Source organism: Nitrosovibrio tenuis (assembly GCF_900109785.1).
Classification (GTDB): Bacteria; Pseudomonadota; Gammaproteobacteria; order Burkholderiales; family Nitrosomonadaceae; genus Nitrosospira; species Nitrosospira tenuis_A.
In genome coordinates this window covers 1-15,509 of the sequence record NZ_FOBH01000016.1, presented here as the reverse complement: position 1 = coordinate 15,509, position 15,509 = coordinate 1, and the positions used below count along the sequence as shown (strand labels likewise).

The window sequence follows — 15,509 nt, the reverse complement described above, 5'->3', positions numbered from 1 at the left end:
ACCTGGATGAATGGGCGAATCCCATGCAGTGCCATCCGGTCCCATGCAGTTCCGTGCAGTGCGTCCGCCAATCTCCGCGGTTGAAAACCCGATATGAAAAGCAGCGAAATCAGACAGAAATTTCTCGAATTCTTCGAGTCGCATGGCCATACCGTCGTGCCATCGAGTTCGCTCGTTCCCGGGAACGACCCAACTCTGCTGTTTACCAATGCAGGCATGGTGCAATTCAAGGATGTGTTTCTCGGCCACGACAAGCGTCCCTATGCGCGGGCGGCAAGTTCGCAACGTTGCGTGCGCGCGGGTGGCAAGCACAACGATCTGGAAAACGTCGGCTATACGGCGCGGCATCACACTTTTTTCGAGATGCTGGGCAATTTCAGCTTTGGCGATTATTTCAAGCGCCACGCCATCAAATTCGCATGGGAATTCCTTACCGTCACGCTGAACATACCGCCGGAAAAGTTATGGATTACCGTATACGCAGAGGATGACGAGGCTGCCGACATCTGGCTCAGCGAAGTGGGCATAGACTCCTCCCGCTTTACCCGGATCGCCACCCTGGACAACTTCTGGCAGATGGGCGACACCGGACCTTGCGGTCCCTGTTCGGAAATTTTTTATGATCATGGGCCGGAAATTCCGGGAGGGCCACCGGGCACGCCTGAAGCGGATGGCGACCGCTACGTCGAAATCTGGAACCTGGTGTTCATGCAGTACAACCGTGACAGTGCCGGAACGCTGCATCCGCTGCCTCGGCCGTCGGTGGATACCGGCATGGGGCTGGAGCGCATTTCCGCAGTCATGCAACAGGTCCACAGTAATTATGAAATCGACCTGTTCCAGGCCCTGATCAAGGCGGCGGCGCAAGTCACGAACACAACCGATCTGTCCAGCAGCTCGCTCAGAGTAATTGCCGATCACATACGCGCCTGTTCTTTTCTCATCGCAGACGGCGTGATACCCGGCAATGAAGGGCGCGGCTACGTCCTGCGCCGTATCATCCGCCGCGCCATTCGCCACGGTTACAAGCTGGGGCAGAACGAGCCATTCTTTTATCTGCTCGTGGAGGAGCTGGCGAAGGTGATGGGGCAAGCCTACCCGGAGCTGGTTGAAGCCCAGGCGCGCGTGGCGGCGGTTTTGAAGCAGGAGGAAGAACGGTTCGCCGAGACGCTGGAAAATGGCATGGAGGTGCTGGAAGCAGCGCTGCGCCAGGAAGGGCGTACGCTGGATGGCGAAACCCTGTTCCGCCTGTACGATACCTTCGGTTTTCCGCTGGATCTTACCGCCGATATTGCGCGCGAGCGCGGCGTTACGATAGATCATGCCGGTTTCGAGCGGGCCATGGAGCGCCAGCGTGAGCGGGCCAGGGCGACAAGCAAATTCACGATGGAGGACGGCATTGCATACAGCGGTCCGTCGACGGAATTCCACGGCTATGAAAGCCTGCGGCATGAAGGGCAGGTTCTCGCCATCTACAAGGAAGGCAGCCGCGTCGATTTCATCGAGGCGGGCGACGAGGCGGTGGTCGTGCTCGACCAGACCCCGTTTTACGCCGAATCGGGCGGGCAGGTGGGGGATCGCGGCGAACTGCTCGCCGCCAACGGCACCTTCAGCGTATCCGACACCCTGAAAATTCAGGCGAACGTATTTGGCCACAAGGGATTGCTTCGTAGCGGACGACTGGTTCCCGGCGATACGGTGCTGGCGGAGGTCGACCGGGTAGCGAGGGCGCGAACCGAACGCAACCATTCCGTCACGCACCTGATGCACAAGGCGCTGCGCCAGGTATTGGGCGGCCATGTACAGCAAAAAGGCTCGCTGGTCGATCCCGACAAGACGCGTTTCGACTTCGCGCATAACCAGCCTGTCACGGATGCGGAAATCCGGGAGGTCGAAACATTGGTCAATGCCGAAATTCTCATCAATGAGGCGACCACGGCGCGCATGATGACCATAGATGACGCGAAAAAGACAGGCGCCATGATGCTATTCGGAGAGAAATATGGCAGCGAGGTGCGCGTTCTGGATATTGGCTCTTCGCGGGAGTTGTGCGGGGGTACGCACGTAAAGCGCACAGGCGATATCGGGCTCTTCAAGATCGTGGCCGAGTCTGGGGTGGCTGCGGGTATCCGGCGCGTGGAGGCAGTGACGGGCGAGCGCGCGCTGGCCTACGTCCAGGAAAAGGAATTGCAATTGCAGCAAGTGGCCGATGCGATCAAGGCGCAACCGCAGGATACCGCCGCGCGCGTCATGCAAATTCTCGACAATGTAAAGTTACTGGAGAAAGAGCTGGCCCGGATGAAATCGAAGCTGGCCAGCTCTCGGGGTGATGATCTTGCCAGCCAGGTTCGCGAGGTCAAGGGTGCGAAAGTCCTTGCGGTAAGCATTGAAGATGCCGATTCGAGGACCCTGCGTGAAACACTGGACAATTTCAAGAATAAATTCAAATCCGGCATCGTGGTGCTGGGCGCCGTTGAGGATGGAACAGTCAAGCTGATTGCCGGCGTTACCGCCGATCTCACGTCGAAAGTTAAAGCGGGTGATCTGGTCAATTTCGTGGCCCGGCAGGTCGGTGGAAAGGGCGGTGGACGGCCCGATATGGCCCAGGCAGGCGGAACCCAGCCCGACAATCTCCCTTCAGCGTTGGATAGCGTGGCGGGCTGGGTTGAGCAACGGCTATAGGTTTTCCACACCGAAGAACTTTTTAAAAAGCTAAACCTCCTATATAAAGCAATGACAAGTAAACACTCCCGTCTACTCATCCTCGGTTCCGGCCCGGCCGGATATACCGCCGCGGTTTACGCCGCTCGCGCCAACCTCAAGCCCGTCATCATCACCGGCCTGGCTCAGGGTGGCCAGCTCATGACCACCACCGACGTGGATAACTGGCCCGCGGATGCCATGGGCGTACAAGGGCCGGAGTTGATGGAGCGTTTCCAGAAACATGCGGAGCGCTTCAATACCGAAGTCATTTTCGACCACATTCACACTGCCAGGCTTACCGAAAAACCATTTACGCTGATCGGCGACCAAGGCACATACACTTGCGACGCCCTGATTATTGCGACCGGGGCTTCGGCCCGGTACCTGGGATTGCCCACGGAGGAGATATATATGGGCCGGGGCGTATCCGGCTGCGCCACCTGCGATGGTTTTTTTTACAAGGGTCAGGATGTGGCGGTGGTGGGGGGCGGCAATACGGCGGTGGAAGAGGCGCTTTACCTTTCCAATATTGCGCGGAAGGTCACCGTTGTACACCGGCGCGACAAATTCCGCTCCGAAAAAATCATGATCGACAAGCTGATGGAGAAAGTGGCCAATGGCAACATTACCCTGGAACTGAACCACGTGCTTGACGAAGTGCTGGGAGACAACTCCGGCGTTACCGGCATGCGCGTCAGAAACCTTCATGACCAGTCCCATAAGATCATTACCGTGCAAGGCGTTTTCATTGCTATCGGCCACAAACCCAACACCGACATTTTCAAGGGGCAACTGAGAATGGAAAATGGCTATATCATTACGCGCAGCGGAAATCATGGCAACGCCACAGCGACCAGTATTCCGGGCGTATTTGCGGCCGGGGATGTACAGGACCATATTTACCGGCAAGCGGTAACCAGTGCGGGAACCGGTTGCATGGCAGCATTGGATGCCGAGAAATACCTCGATGTCCTCACATGAAATTCTCTGAGATCCTCTGAATGAGGTCTGGAGAATGCTTATCGGGGCGGCTTGTTCAGCGGCCGGTAACGACTGGGTAACCGCAGCGCTTATATCCTCATTTCATATATGAAACGGTGGGAAAAGAAGTCGGCAACTGAGTCTTCAACCTCGCCTGGAAGGAATAGGGCAGTTGGGCCTTCGGCGGCCACCATCGAAGAGGACGAAGCCGCGCTCTTCCGCAATGCGGTTCGGGACGTCGCCCCGCTGCCTGCATCGGACAAGATCAGTTATCCATCTGCACGCCAACCCCAACCCGTACCGCGCAAGATACCCCAGGCCGAACCATCTCCCCCGGATGTTTCAAGTTCTGCCCCTTTCTCCCTCGAGGTGGAACCCGGCGACGAGTGGTCTTTTTTGCGGCCCGGATTATCGCATCCGACTTTACGCCGGCTGCGGCGCGGCCATTGGGGGATTCAGGCGCAACTGGACTTGCATGGGTTCAACCGCGACCAGGCGCGGCTGGAGCTGATTGCATTTCTCGATGACAGCCATAGAAGAGGATTTCGCTGCGTGCGAGTGATACACGGCAAGGGGCTCAGCTCCAGAAACCACGAACCGGTGCTGAAAGCCAGGATCGGCAGCTGGCTCGCGGAGCGAAACGATGTGCTGGCCTTTTGTCAGGCCAGGCCCGAAGATGGCGGCAGCGGTGCCGTGCTGGTCCTGCTCAGGTCCCCTGCGCGTGGGCATGGTATGCCATCAGGCTGATGCGCGGTATTTCCCCGCTGACAGAGAATTGGACGTCTTAAAAATTTTAAGGTGATTGGGTTATTTGGAGACTGCGTGAGCCAACCCAGGATTAAAGCGTGGGGTTATTCTCATGCATGTAAGTCTTCTCGTGCAAAGCCTGGCAGCGTATGCATCTCCGCGCGGTGGGGTAGGCCATCAACCGCTCAAAGCCGATTTCACCGCCACACTCGATGCAATCACCAAAATCGAGATCCGCGAGACGCTTTAACGCTGCTTCAATCTCGCGCATTTCACTAATCTGTCGGTCCACCAGCGTGGCGTTCACATCCACGAGCATGTCAGCCACCGAATCATCGCCGGGGTCCGCCACGCCTCCCACCAGATCAGCATAATGCTGGTCGCCCGAGCGCTCCAGCTCGCCCCGGACCTCTTCAAGCAATTCCAGGTAACGTCGCTGAAGCTTCGCTTTTATTTGTGCCAATTGCTCGTCGGTCAGCTGTGCCATGATGGGATATTCCGCAATATTGAAGCGTCATTCTGCCGGCTATGTCAGTGTCGGTTATAAGCGGGCAGGCATCTGATCATTAACGGATGAAATGGTGGATCTATATAAAAAGTTGTAGCATGAAATAGCGCCGGCGGCAACAAAGTAGCGCCCCTTTCTTTAGGTAAAATCCCTTGGCTCTCCCCATGATCCGATAAAGCTGCTATCAGGCATTCCTCCCTATGAGCCCCTCCCTATGAGCCCTTTAGCTTCTTCAAATCTGCGATGACCTCGGCAGAGTTTCGCGAGGTGTTGGCCGACAAGTAGATTTTGGCAATTTTGCCTTTCGGGTCGATCAGGAACGTATTGCGCTTGGCGAGCGTCCCGCCCTCCCGAAGCGAGCCGTAACGCGCCGCTGTTTCGCCCTTGCTATCCGCCAGAAGCGGAAACGGAAGACTATATTTCTTGGCGAAATTGGCATGGCTCGCGGTATCGTCCACGCTCACGCCGACGACTTGCACGCCCAGGTCAGAAAGCTCGTGGATATCATCGCGGAATTTGCACGCCTGCTCGGTACAGCCCGGCGTATCGTCCTTGACATAGAAATACAGCGCCAGCCATTTGCCTCGGAAATCCGCGAGCGTACGCGTATTGCCGTTCTGGTCGGGAAGCTTGAAATCAGGCGCGGGCTGGCCCACCTTGATCGGTTCGGGCGCCTCGGCATTTGCCGTATGGCTAAAGGGAAACAGCGATATTGCTGCAAACGTCGTCAGTACTGTTAGCAATCTGCTCATACTCACCTCCAGTTGTAGGATGGGTGGAGCGCAGCGCCACCCATCAATTGCGTGTGCGCACTTCAGTAAATCCCGATCAATCAACCGCGTTCAACTTTCCAATCGGCTATGCCTGCGTTCCGGCCACGCCCACATTCGCAACAATAGTGCCGCAATAGCCGCCAATCCACCCGCAAAAAGGAATGCCATCTGCGCGCTCTGAAATTGCCAGATGGATCCGAACAGCAGTCCCGCCGGAATTGCCGCAATGCCCACCATCAGATAATACCAGCCGAAAGCCGTGCCGCGCTCGCGAGGATTGGCATAATCGCTGATGATGGCCCGCTCCGCGCCTTCGCTCATGCCCGCGCAGAGGCCGTAAAAAATGCTCACCGTCCACAGTTGTACCCCGTCGTCTACCGTGCCCAGAAGGAGGAATGAGAGCGAAAACGTAGTCCATCCAATCAGCATCAATGCTCCGCGGCCCAGGCTATCCGCCAGTTGCCCGCCCCAGGTGGAGGTAGCGGATTTGCAGAAATTCAGCGCCGACCACAGCAGCAACAATTCGACCACACCAATGCCCAACTGGTGCCCAAGCAGCAGAATAAAGGTTTCCGAGGCGCGGGCGAATGTGAACAGCATCAGCACCAGAAGATAACGCCGCATGGGCATGGATAATACTGACCAGCGCAAGGGTGGTAGCGCCGTACGAGCAGGAGCTTGAACGGCAGCGTGAACAATGATGGGCTTGTCTTCCTTTACACCCACGCCCAGCAGCAGCACCGCGACAAAGCCGGGAACCGCCGACCACAGAATCACCTCGGTAAGACTCAAGCCGGACCATGCCAGCACAGCCGCCGCCGCGAGACTGCCCGCCACAGCTCCGCCATTGTCCATCGCCCGATGATAGCCAAAGGCATAGCCGTGCATATGCGGCGGCGTCGCATCCGCGACCAGCGCATCACGCGGCGCGCTGCGCAGCCCCTTACCCATGCGGTCGATGCTGCGCAGCACCAGGATCATGGGCCACGAGCCGGCCAGTCCCAGCAACGGGCGCGCGATGTTGGAGAGTGTATAGCCCACCACCGCCAATCCCTTTCGCCGCCCGCTCATGACGTCCGAATGCCTGCCCGACCATAGCTTGAGCAGGCTTGCTATGGCATCGGCGACACCCTCGATAAATCCAAGTGCTACCGGCCCGGCGGCCAGCACCGTCGCCAGCAGTATTGGAATAAGGGGGATGACAATATCGGAGGCAAAATCATTGAAAAAACTGACCAGCCCGAGGACGATGACGGTACGCGGCAGTTTTTTTGAAGCGGCAGGGCTTTTCTTGGGATTGGCGACGGTTGCTTGGGCGGGTTTATCCATACCCGCATATTAGCGTAAAATGCAATCCACGCCCTGGTAGCTCAGTGGATAGAGCAACCCCCTCCTAAGGGGTAGGTCACACGTTCGATTCGTGTTCAGGGCGCCAGAATTAACATTAATAAATAATAAGTTAAAAAAATATTTTAACGCGTGAAACTTGGTGAATTGACGGCTGTGCAACCATAGTGCAACCTTGCAACTCTTTTTAACTGGTGAGGAGTTGTAAAGAAAATGGTCATTCAATTCACAGCACAGCAAGCAAAAACGGCGCGGGTCAACGCACAATTGTCGCAAGGCCGAGTAGCAAGTGATCTTGGCATCAACCGTTCCTATCTTTCCCAATTCGAGTCAGGCAAATTACTGTTCGACGATGCAACCGTTAATCGTCTGCGCGATTACTATATGAAGCGGGAAGCAGGGGTTGAATCTCTAGCACAAGTACCCGCCGCACCGCTCAAAGATGATAGTGACGAGAGTAATACGCTGCGTCTGCGTGACGGGTTCTTACTTCCGCCCGAAGCAGATGAAGATCATGTTGAGGCTTTACTGAATGAATACGCTGAAAACCGTCGCCAAATACGCGAGCTGTGTAATATCGATCTCAGCAATTCGGGATTCTTGGGATTTGGAGTGGATGAAGATAAGGCCAGGAAATTAACGGATGACGTCCTGGGTCTCATGGCAAGAAATTACACAATTATTGAAGAGCTACAGGGGCATGGAGGCATCTTGGTTAACGCCGGACGACCCCGAGAAGGTGAGAAAAAACGAGTAAGTGATTTTGTGGAATTTCGCCTGATATCGTACGTAACCCAAGCTTCCCAAACTTGGAGGAATTAACTTTACGATCGAGAAGGGACACTTGAGACGCTTGGGACAAAGTTCAACAGGTCAATATGTTACGGTCGAGCAACAGTTGGCCCGATAACTCTATCTAGAGGGACATTACGGGACATTGTCCCAGTATGTCCCCTTCTCCGTCTAGAGCGTTAGAACATTAACTTATTGTTGTGGGTCGATATATCCCAATTGTCCCAACTGTCTCAGAGCAGCAATCCAGCACGAAAACTGTTCTACTTATCTACTCGTTCATTTTTTATAACTGTCATTACGCTAGCCTTATTGAGGAGTCCAATAAACCGCTAAGCAATCGGAAATACAGTTGAGTTTCTGGATACAGAACTATGTTGGATTTGCCGTTATTATGTTGGCTTATAGCCGATCGCTTTTTATATTTGAGGAGGACGTGGACAACAGAAAACAATAGTAGGAAATTAAGCTAGCACGAATTACGAGTGAGCGCCGAGCTCAGCACTGGTGAGAAGAGGGATAAGCATTTTTCCTTACTGATCAATTTATTTTTTACACAACGCGGCTACTGGCTAAATGAATTCGAATATAAAAAAAGAAGCAGTGGAGATGTCTATAAAAGGGGAAAGTATTCAGAGTTTATATGGCTATTATTTAGCAAATACCTTCCTAGTAAACCGAAGGTACCAGCGCAAGCTCGTTTGGACAATTGAGGAAAAAAGATCGTTTATAGATTCCATTATCAAAGGTTATCCCGTGCCATTAGTATTGTTAGCAGAGATATCCAGTAGCACACCCAAAAGGCTGCTAGAGATTATCGATGGTATGCAAAGGCTAAACGCAATTGTATCGTTTATCGAACAAGAGTTTGACGTTAATGGTGAATACTTCGATTTAGATACCATGGCAGATACAAAGTTACTTAAAGACACGGGAAAGCTTATCCAAAAGCAAAATGTAATGAACCGTACCGTGTGCGCCAACCTGGTTCGTTATCAAGTTCCGTTATCGGTTTATCCTGAAACTGGTAAAAACCATGTGGATGAAGTATTTAGACGTTTAAATTCGAATGGCAGACACCTGTCAAAACAAGAACTACGTCAAGCAGGTGCAGTTAGCAAGTTTGCCTCTATCGTGCGAAAACTTTCCAGCAACATTCGAGGCGATTCGAGTGCTTCGGATGTACTGAATTTAAGCGCGATGAAAAACATCAGCATAACCAACCGCAACTTAGATTACGGAATTAATGTCTCTGACATTTTCTGGGTAAAAAACAACATAATAACAAAAGAGAATCTCAGGGAATCCAAAGACGAGGAGATTGTAGCGAATATTGTGGCGTGGGCAGCTCTGGAAAAAAACACAAGATCAAGTTCTGATATTTTGGATCAGCTATATGGTTTAGCTCAGCAGGAAGAGGCGAGCACTGACTTATCACTAGCTAACCAAGTCGAGCTCCAAATTCAAAAGATAAACGAAGAACAATTGATAGCTAATATTCAATATGTGTTCGACAAACTCATCGAAATTCTAACCGCCTCGGGAAAAACCTTTAACGGGCTTTTGTTCGAAGAACGGCAAGCGAGAATTCCAAGATATTTTCAGATTGTCTATTTGTCTCTGTATGAGTTGCTTATAGAACAGGACAGAGAGATTGTTGACATTGACAAACTGGTTAAAACGCTCGACAAGGCGGGAGATAAAACAATCAAACTGAGCCAAGGAGGTGGAAATTGGTCTGCAAAAGAAAAACAGACAGCCATCGATTCGCTATGCGGTGTTATAGGTAGATGTTTCCAAAAAACCAAACAAAATGATCCCGCCCGCAATCATTGGATTACTAGGTTTGAAAACATATTAATGCAGTCATCTACCGAGCAGGCGTTGTATGACTTCAAGATTGGCTTACATTCATTTGACCAAGAAAATCGCACATTTAATAAAACTTTATTCTCTAAAATAATCAAAACCTTAGCCGCAATGGCTAATACTCTGCCTAATTCAACAGGCTACTGCATACTTGGTGTTGCAGACAATCCTGAGGCGTCATTAAAATTCGAAAAATTTTATAAGTCAAAACCGAAAAAGTTCTCGAATTTTTATATAACTGGAATCAATGATGAGGCGATAAAGCATCACTCCGATATTGATATTTACTTTGGAAAGTTAACCCAAATAATCAAAAGTGAGCCAATCAGCCCCAGGGATAAAGACTATATTTCGCGGAATATCACATCGGTTAAGTATTTCGATAAGACCGTGATCATTTTAAAACTTGAATCTGATTCTCAGCCGTCAATATACGGTGGGAAGTATTATGTTCGCCATGGGACTAGCGTTGTTGAGGTGCCCCCGGAAAATTTTGCTGATCTATTTAAACGATTTGCCTAGAATAGGTCGCCTAGGCCAACTTGTTAGTAACAGGCTTGATCTTGCGATTAAGCCTCAATCAACCCTCCAAAATGCTCTCTCTAACGGCATACAAGCGTTGCCGCCCAGGCTGCCCGGGTACGGAGAATCTACTTTTAAAACGATTAGCATCATCTATAACCAGTAATCGGCGATTAAGAAGCTCTGCTGCAACCTGTCGAGTATCAAATTCCCCACACGCTTCCTTAAACCCGGCATCAGTAAAAAGAAATAAGTTTCTATGTAAAAAGCCAGCACAGTCCCTAATTGGCTGGTAGCTTTTCCCTGAGTCAAAACGAGATGAGCCGTGTCTTTGAAGAAATTCACGCACATTTCTTACTCCTCGATCTGCGTCGCTCAGATTGCTAGCATCGTTAAGCCATGCCCGCCAAACACCTAAAATCGACTCGTCAATCTCCCTTATATTGAAGGGCAGTATTTCGAGCTCGACCGCAAGAATACCTGCACTTTTCACAAGTGAAAAACGTTGTAAAGCGCGTTCTTGTAACGTTGTTAACCCTGCATGCGCATTCGCAACTGCTGTTACCCAATATTGGATGCTTTCACAAACCTCGCGCATTGCCTTTTCATGATGCTCGAAGTACCTGATAAATTTATTCAGAAAAGCAGACCCGGCAGTACCGTAATACTTCGCAGAATTCTCCTTAAGTTGCTTAACGAATGCCGATGAGCTTTGGCCGTGGGTGTCCCGAACTATGCCGCCATCTATCGGAATGTCTATAAACCGTATTAATTGCCCAGCATGTGCCACCTGCCGTCCTTCGCGCTCTATCCGCTGTTGAACTGATACCTCCCCGCTTGATAGCCCTACAGAGCGCCATGAGCGTCGGGAAAGAAGCGATGCATCTTTACCCATCCGAGCCTTGCCTTGCCCACCAAAAAGGTCGTAGACGATTTTTCCGACGTCCTGAACCGAGCACGTCCCTAGCTCGTCCAGAATCAGTATTCCGTCGTTATGAGCCGCCGCCGTCGCTTCGAGTGCATTTCCGGTTGTATTCCATTTGCGAATGTAGGAATCATGGGAGGCCGCTGGATCGGCTCCATTACCCCATACACTAGCTGCACATTGCAGCGCTGTTGTCTTTCCCTTACTGCTCGCGCCGTACAAGTGAAATCCCCCGCTTTCCATATTTGAAAATTCGAGGAGCGCACCTGCAAAGGAGTGGCATAAGGCAAAAATAAGATAATCGTTGTTTTTGCATGGCATAGCCACGTTCATCTGCCATTGCGCTAGAGTGCCACGGCTTCCCATTGTTGAAGACGTTGGACTGTACCGCTCAGGTTGATAAACGATGTTTGAACTCGCGTCTTTACCGATTACTTTTTGCGGCAACACAAACACAAGTTCTTCACCCCGTAACCACCCCAGTTGGGCTACTGAACGCAGTCTATTTGGGATATCAAAACTACCGAGATATTTGACCACGGCATTTTCACATCCAGGTATGACTTCCAGCCCGCCAGCACTTAGCGCTTGTACTAACGCAATTCCCCTCTTGTCGTGTAACAGGTTACGGGGAAAAGCTTGTTTATGCTGTTTACCATCTGGGTCAATCCACTCAACGACGATACCCCACTCCTCGCTCTGAGGGTCGCGGGTTTTCGCAGATACCCATACGGCGCCCGATAGCCGTTCATCGTTGTTTTTCGTCTCGCGATACAGACCATCTACTGCCAAGCTAAAGCCCTGCGGGATAAAGGACGCTACATCATTCCAAGGCATTTTCAGTGCGTCCGAACCTACCTCCTCTTTCGCGTCAGGAACAGGGTGAGTAGCCCCAGCGATATTTTCCAGCGTGGTCATATTGGGCCTCATGCTCCACAAGCATTGTGTGTTTGCGTGCGACGTTCTATGAAGCTCAAAACATCTGCTTCAAGATATCGTACTAAGCGCCCAGTCTTTACGTAGGATAGCGAGTAACGACCTGTTGAACGCCAAACGGCAAGAGTGTGTGAGGTAACGCCGAGAATGTCGGCAACTTGATCTGCCGTAAGCAGCTTAACTTGCTTTTCCATTTAAATCGCTCCATGTAAATTTAACAGTGCAAGTGCACTGTCGGCATAATGGAACAATTTGAAATGGGAAAAAATTACCCAAATACGTTGTTAAACTGGGTAATTACGAGAAGCTTTTCGGAGTTTTAGCAGTTTTGAACAGTTGAAATAACATGTTGTTTAACTTATGTTTAACGCCGTGTTTAAACTTTATTCCAATCTCTTTAATGTATCTATCAAAAGAGTCAGCGCCAATCTGCTCAGTTTTTGGATATTGACGACAAAACACTTCTAGGAACTCATCTTTCGTGACTGGTATAGCTTGCTCATCCCAGTCTAACCCCGCATTTCTTGCTCGCTCTCCCGCATCCGCCAGAAACTTTTTAAGCGCTACAATTTTGTCGCGCTTTTTTCTCTCCCTAGTCTGAGTTGCACGAGTCGTTTTCTTCTCAGGTTCAGCGTTGTTCGGTTTGGGTAGCAAGATATCGATCAACTCCTGTGGTACAGCTTGTCCTTTTTCCGTAAGCCAGCGCGCCCATTCGCGCGGTTCCACCCGCCACAAGTTTTGCCTTTCGTTGAGATTAACGACCTTAAGTGAGTGCCCGGCACAGCTTTGAGCGAGTTCCCCCAGGCTTTTATTGTCGAATCCGACTAACAAAGATGCTGTGGTCGGCTCATAGCCCTTTACTAGCGGTATCGCCTCATCATGAAGCAGCCAGGTATCCCGCTTGCACCACTGGGAAAAAAGCGCCTTTAGTCGTAACCGCTCCTTTTCTGTCTTGGCTTGCGCCTTATTTTCACGTTCCCGTGCCCATCGCAGCGTGTTCTCTGCTTGCTCCTTTGCTCGTTGCTCCGCGCTTTTTCGCGCCTCATTCTCCTGATTTAACCGAGTGTAGACCTCACCAAACTTTGTGAATCTTTCCAGTACAGGATGTTCGGAGTTTGCTGGAAACTCATGCTGCTTCAATATCTCCGACGTTTCTTTAAGAATCTCAGCATGCGTCTTGAGGCGATCGGGTTTATTCAATTTATCGCTCATTGTCTACTCTGTAACAAACTCCGTTGCATTCGGAAACATCGCAGCCGCTGCCGCGTCCACTGCTTGACGCACCGGGTCGAGGTTTAGCCGTGCATATATCAGTGTGGCGTCCTGACTCTTATGTCCTAGGGCCTTGCCAATCATTTGCAGGCTTGCGCCTTGCGCTGCCATAAAGCTGCCAAACGTGCGGCGCAAATCATGCATTCGCAGATTTTCGATTTGGGCATCCTTTAACAAGGAACTCCACGCCTTTTTAGGTTCTTGAATGTGTCCGCTTTTACTCGTCGCTGAGAATACCCATTCCCCCCTTTCTACCTCACGGCGGCGTTTAAGTATCTGTAGAGCAGGGCCAGTAAGTGCCACCTGATATGGCTCTCCATTTTTTGTGTCAGGAACGCGCCAGACCGCGGCACTCAAATTAATATCAGCCCAGCGCATTGCCGCAACATTGCTTTTTCTGGCACCCGTAGCGAGTAGCATCGTAAAGAAATCCCGCATTGTTGCACTTTCCACCTTGGGCAGCGCTGCAAGGAAGCGCTCCAGTTCGTCACCGTATAGAAATCGATCTCTTGATAGTTCTGGATACGTGGGAATGTTGGCTGTAGGGTTCGCACCTTTGTATAACTCCCAATCAATGGCGCGGTTGAACATTGCTCGCAACAAGGCAAGCGTGATATTTGCTGTAGCAGGACTTATGTCTTTTGCGAGCTTGGCAATGAGAACCTGCACCTCGCTGCGCTTTATCTCCGACAATTTCCGGTTGGCCCATTCCGAAAGGTATCTTCTATAGTTATTTTCAGCATTCTCGGGCTTTCTGTTGCGCGTTTTTGCATGCCTCTCCATGTAGATCGTATGCAATTCTCCCAAGGTCAACTCTGCCCGACGCTGGCGCTTTACGTCATTCCGATTCCTTCCCGCATCTAGCTCGCTGTTGATCTGCCCCGCTCGATTTCGCGCTTGCTCGATTGTGGTATCAGGATAACGCCCAATTAGGATGCGCTCAGTTTTGCCTTGATGCTTTCTGAGAACGTAGAACGTCTTGGTACGTGGCGCAACCATGATGCAAAGTCCACGCGCCTTGTCGTCGTAGTAGACTACCCGCGAAGCAGACGAATCAACGGAGAGCGCATCTAAAGCAGCTTTGGTAAATCGAATACGGTTCATATGCTTTTATTTGCCTGTCTTATATACGGTTGCACAGCTCTAAGCTATCTGGTTAAAACGCCGGAAGATGAGGAGTTGTTCTCCTGTGCAACCATAGTGCAACCTTTTTAATGCAACCTGAGCGATCTAGATGAAGCGGCGTGAACCGAAGAGTATCAGTAACTTGCTGTTTTGTATAGCTTGAGAAAGGAAGGTGTAAAGAGGGGAAACTTGCGGAAAGTGTGCGAAAACTAACTCCTAAGGGGTAGGTCACACGTTCGATTCGTGTTCAGGGCGCCAAATAAATCAGGTAGTTCCTGAAATATGGACACAGATAAAATTGTTTATTGCTACTATATTGCTACGGTCGCAGCGAAAGAATAACGCTATATAAGATAACGGTGGGGATTCTTACCTCATAACCCGGGTAATCGTCTCGGATAGAAATATATATATAGCAGAGATTGGAAGACTGTTCCCGAGAATTAGCGCCGAAGGCGGTAACCCGGTTTACAAGTTCAGTTTAGCCGTAAATTCGGCTGGCAGGATATTGCCGAGGGAACCAGGTCAGAAAAGATTTTCTGAAGATGGGACGCGAAAATCATCACCATGCCTCTATCCCTTATTTGCTTCTCAGGAGTTTGTGAATTCGCCCTGAGTCTACGCGCCGAGAATGCTAACGTCCTTTATCATTCATAACCTACAGCAAACACCTCTCAGTAATCCCTGTGAAGCGCACAGCTAAGCAAAAATGCAGGCGTCGCGCGTTAGTTAAGCAATCAGTAAGGGGGACTGCATGAGTTCGCCCCTAAGGTTTGCGTGGGCTCTTTATCGCGCGGATAGCTTTGTCCAGTAGAAAACGAGTTTTTTGGCGGCCGCTCGTCTTTTTTCGTCAACTCTTTCTGCACCATCTCCGCGAAAGCGATCAGTGACTATACATTGGGAGAGTCCCAACGTGACGTCATCCCCAAAAACCTGGGCAATTCTAAATTAGAGTAAAGTCGCATCTGGCTCCCCTATTGAAGGAGTTTGAAGCGATGAAGAGATCCCG

12 protein-coding genes and 1 tRNA gene are annotated in these 15,509 nt (G+C 51.0%); 6 read left to right on the top strand and 7 right to left on the bottom strand.

The window, feature by feature from the left end; translation table 11 throughout:
- The first annotated feature begins 93 nt into the window (after positions 1-93).
- The 3 genes from alaS to BMX00_RS13215 all read left to right on the top strand — a co-directional run bounded on the left by alaS (position 94) and on the right by BMX00_RS13215 (position 4,431).
- Entirely contained in the window at positions 94-2,682 is a 2,589-nt protein-coding gene (alaS, locus tag BMX00_RS13225; protein WP_090829494.1) for an alanine--tRNA ligase, read from the top strand.
- Between the two features lie 51 nt (positions 2,683-2,733).
- Positions 2,734-3,684: a thioredoxin-disulfide reductase gene (trxB, locus tag BMX00_RS13220; protein ID WP_090829493.1), complete on the top strand. Its 951-nt coding sequence runs from the start codon at positions 2,734-2,736 to the stop codon at positions 3,682-3,684.
- Positions 3,685-3,792: 108 nt separating this feature from the next.
- Positions 3,793-4,431 carry a Smr/MutS family protein gene (locus BMX00_RS13215; protein ID WP_090829492.1) on the top strand — a complete coding sequence of 213 codons (639 nt, stop codon included), beginning with the start codon at positions 3,793-3,795 and terminating at the stop codon, positions 4,429-4,431.
- A 91-nt stretch (positions 4,432-4,522) separates the two neighbouring features.
- Here BMX00_RS13215 and BMX00_RS13210 read toward each other — a convergent pair whose 3' ends face one another.
- The 3 genes from BMX00_RS13210 to BMX00_RS13200 all read right to left on the bottom strand — a co-directional run bounded on the left by BMX00_RS13210 (position 4,523) and on the right by BMX00_RS13200 (position 7,041).
- A complete protein-coding gene (locus BMX00_RS13210; protein WP_090829491.1) occupies positions 4,523-4,918 on the bottom strand; it encodes a TraR/DksA family transcriptional regulator in 396 nt (131 codons plus the stop codon).
- Positions 4,919-5,151: 233 nt separating this feature from the next.
- Positions 5,152-5,691, bottom strand: a complete 540-nt coding sequence (locus BMX00_RS13205) for a peroxiredoxin (RefSeq protein ID WP_090829490.1) — start codon at positions 5,689-5,691, stop codon at positions 5,152-5,154.
- Positions 5,692-5,781: 90 nt separating this feature from the next.
- Positions 5,782-7,041: an MFS transporter gene (locus BMX00_RS13200; protein ID WP_090829489.1), complete on the bottom strand. Its 1,260-nt coding sequence runs from the start codon at positions 7,039-7,041 to the stop codon at positions 5,782-5,784.
- A gap of 30 nt (positions 7,042-7,071) precedes the next feature.
- Here BMX00_RS13200 and BMX00_RS13195 point away from each other — a divergent pair.
- The 3 genes from BMX00_RS13195 (at position 7,072) to BMX00_RS13185 (ending at position 10,242) form a co-directional block, all read left to right on the top strand.
- Positions 7,072-7,147, top strand: a tRNA-Arg gene (locus tag BMX00_RS13195).
- A 125-nt stretch (positions 7,148-7,272) separates the two neighbouring features.
- Positions 7,273-7,881, top strand: coding sequence for a helix-turn-helix domain-containing protein (locus BMX00_RS13190; protein ID WP_090829488.1), 609 nt, complete (start codon positions 7,273-7,275; stop codon positions 7,879-7,881).
- Between the two features lie 546 nt (positions 7,882-8,427).
- The gene (locus tag BMX00_RS13185) at positions 8,428-10,242 is read left to right on the top strand and encodes a GmrSD restriction endonuclease domain-containing protein (RefSeq protein WP_090829487.1); all 1,815 of its coding nucleotides are present in this window, start codon (positions 8,428-8,430) and stop codon (positions 10,240-10,242) included.
- Positions 10,243-10,300: 58 nt separating this feature from the next.
- On the opposite strand, the gene BMX00_RS13180 is transcribed toward BMX00_RS13185, so the two are convergent.
- The 4 genes from BMX00_RS13180 to BMX00_RS13165 all read right to left on the bottom strand — a co-directional run bounded on the left by BMX00_RS13180 (position 10,301) and on the right by BMX00_RS13165 (position 14,479).
- On the bottom strand, positions 10,301-12,085 hold the full coding sequence (locus tag BMX00_RS13180; RefSeq protein WP_177171868.1) for a DUF927 domain-containing protein: 1,785 nt from the start codon (positions 12,083-12,085) through the stop codon (positions 10,301-10,303).
- A gap of 8 nt (positions 12,086-12,093) precedes the next feature.
- Positions 12,094-12,297 carry a helix-turn-helix domain-containing protein gene (locus tag BMX00_RS15165; protein WP_090829485.1) on the bottom strand — a complete coding sequence of 68 codons (204 nt, stop codon included), beginning with the start codon at positions 12,295-12,297 and terminating at the stop codon, positions 12,094-12,096.
- A gap of 103 nt (positions 12,298-12,400) precedes the next feature.
- The gene (locus BMX00_RS13170; RefSeq protein ID WP_090829484.1) at positions 12,401-13,315 is read right to left on the bottom strand and encodes a hypothetical protein; all 915 of its coding nucleotides are present in this window, start codon (positions 13,313-13,315) and stop codon (positions 12,401-12,403) included.
- Positions 13,316-13,318: 3 nt separating this feature from the next.
- Positions 13,319-14,479 carry a tyrosine-type recombinase/integrase gene (locus BMX00_RS13165; protein ID WP_090829483.1) on the bottom strand — a complete coding sequence of 387 codons (1,161 nt, stop codon included), beginning with the start codon at positions 14,477-14,479 and terminating at the stop codon, positions 13,319-13,321.
- Positions 14,480-15,509: the final 1,030 nt, after the last annotated feature.

Coding starts and splice junctions, on each gene's coding strand:
- alaS (WP_090829494.1), top strand. CDS start 94: ATGAAAAGCAGCGAAATCAGACAGAAATTTCTCGAATTCTTCGAGTCG.
- trxB (WP_090829493.1), top strand. CDS start 2,734: ATGACAAGTAAACACTCCCGTCTACTCATCCTCGGTTCCGGCCCGGCC.
- BMX00_RS13215 (WP_090829492.1), top strand. CDS start 3,793: ATGAAACGGTGGGAAAAGAAGTCGGCAACTGAGTCTTCAACCTCGCCT.
- BMX00_RS13210 (WP_090829491.1), bottom strand. CDS start 4,918: ATGGCACAGCTGACCGACGAGCAATTGGCACAAATAAAAGCGAAGCTT.
- BMX00_RS13205 (WP_090829490.1), bottom strand. CDS start 5,691: ATGAGCAGATTGCTAACAGTACTGACGACGTTTGCAGCAATATCGCTG.
- BMX00_RS13200 (WP_090829489.1), bottom strand. CDS start 7,041: ATGGATAAACCCGCCCAAGCAACCGTCGCCAATCCCAAGAAAAGCCCT.
- BMX00_RS13190 (WP_090829488.1), top strand. CDS start 7,273: ATGGTCATTCAATTCACAGCACAGCAAGCAAAAACGGCGCGGGTCAAC.
- BMX00_RS13185 (WP_090829487.1), top strand. CDS start 8,428: ATGAATTCGAATATAAAAAAAGAAGCAGTGGAGATGTCTATAAAAGGG.
- BMX00_RS13180 (WP_177171868.1), bottom strand. CDS start 12,085: ATGACCACGCTGGAAAATATCGCTGGGGCTACTCACCCTGTTCCTGAC.
- BMX00_RS15165 (WP_090829485.1), bottom strand. CDS start 12,297: ATGGAAAAGCAAGTTAAGCTGCTTACGGCAGATCAAGTTGCCGACATT.
- BMX00_RS13170 (WP_090829484.1), bottom strand. CDS start 13,315: ATGAGCGATAAATTGAATAAACCCGATCGCCTCAAGACGCATGCTGAG.
- BMX00_RS13165 (WP_090829483.1), bottom strand. CDS start 14,479: ATGAACCGTATTCGATTTACCAAAGCTGCTTTAGATGCGCTCTCCGTT.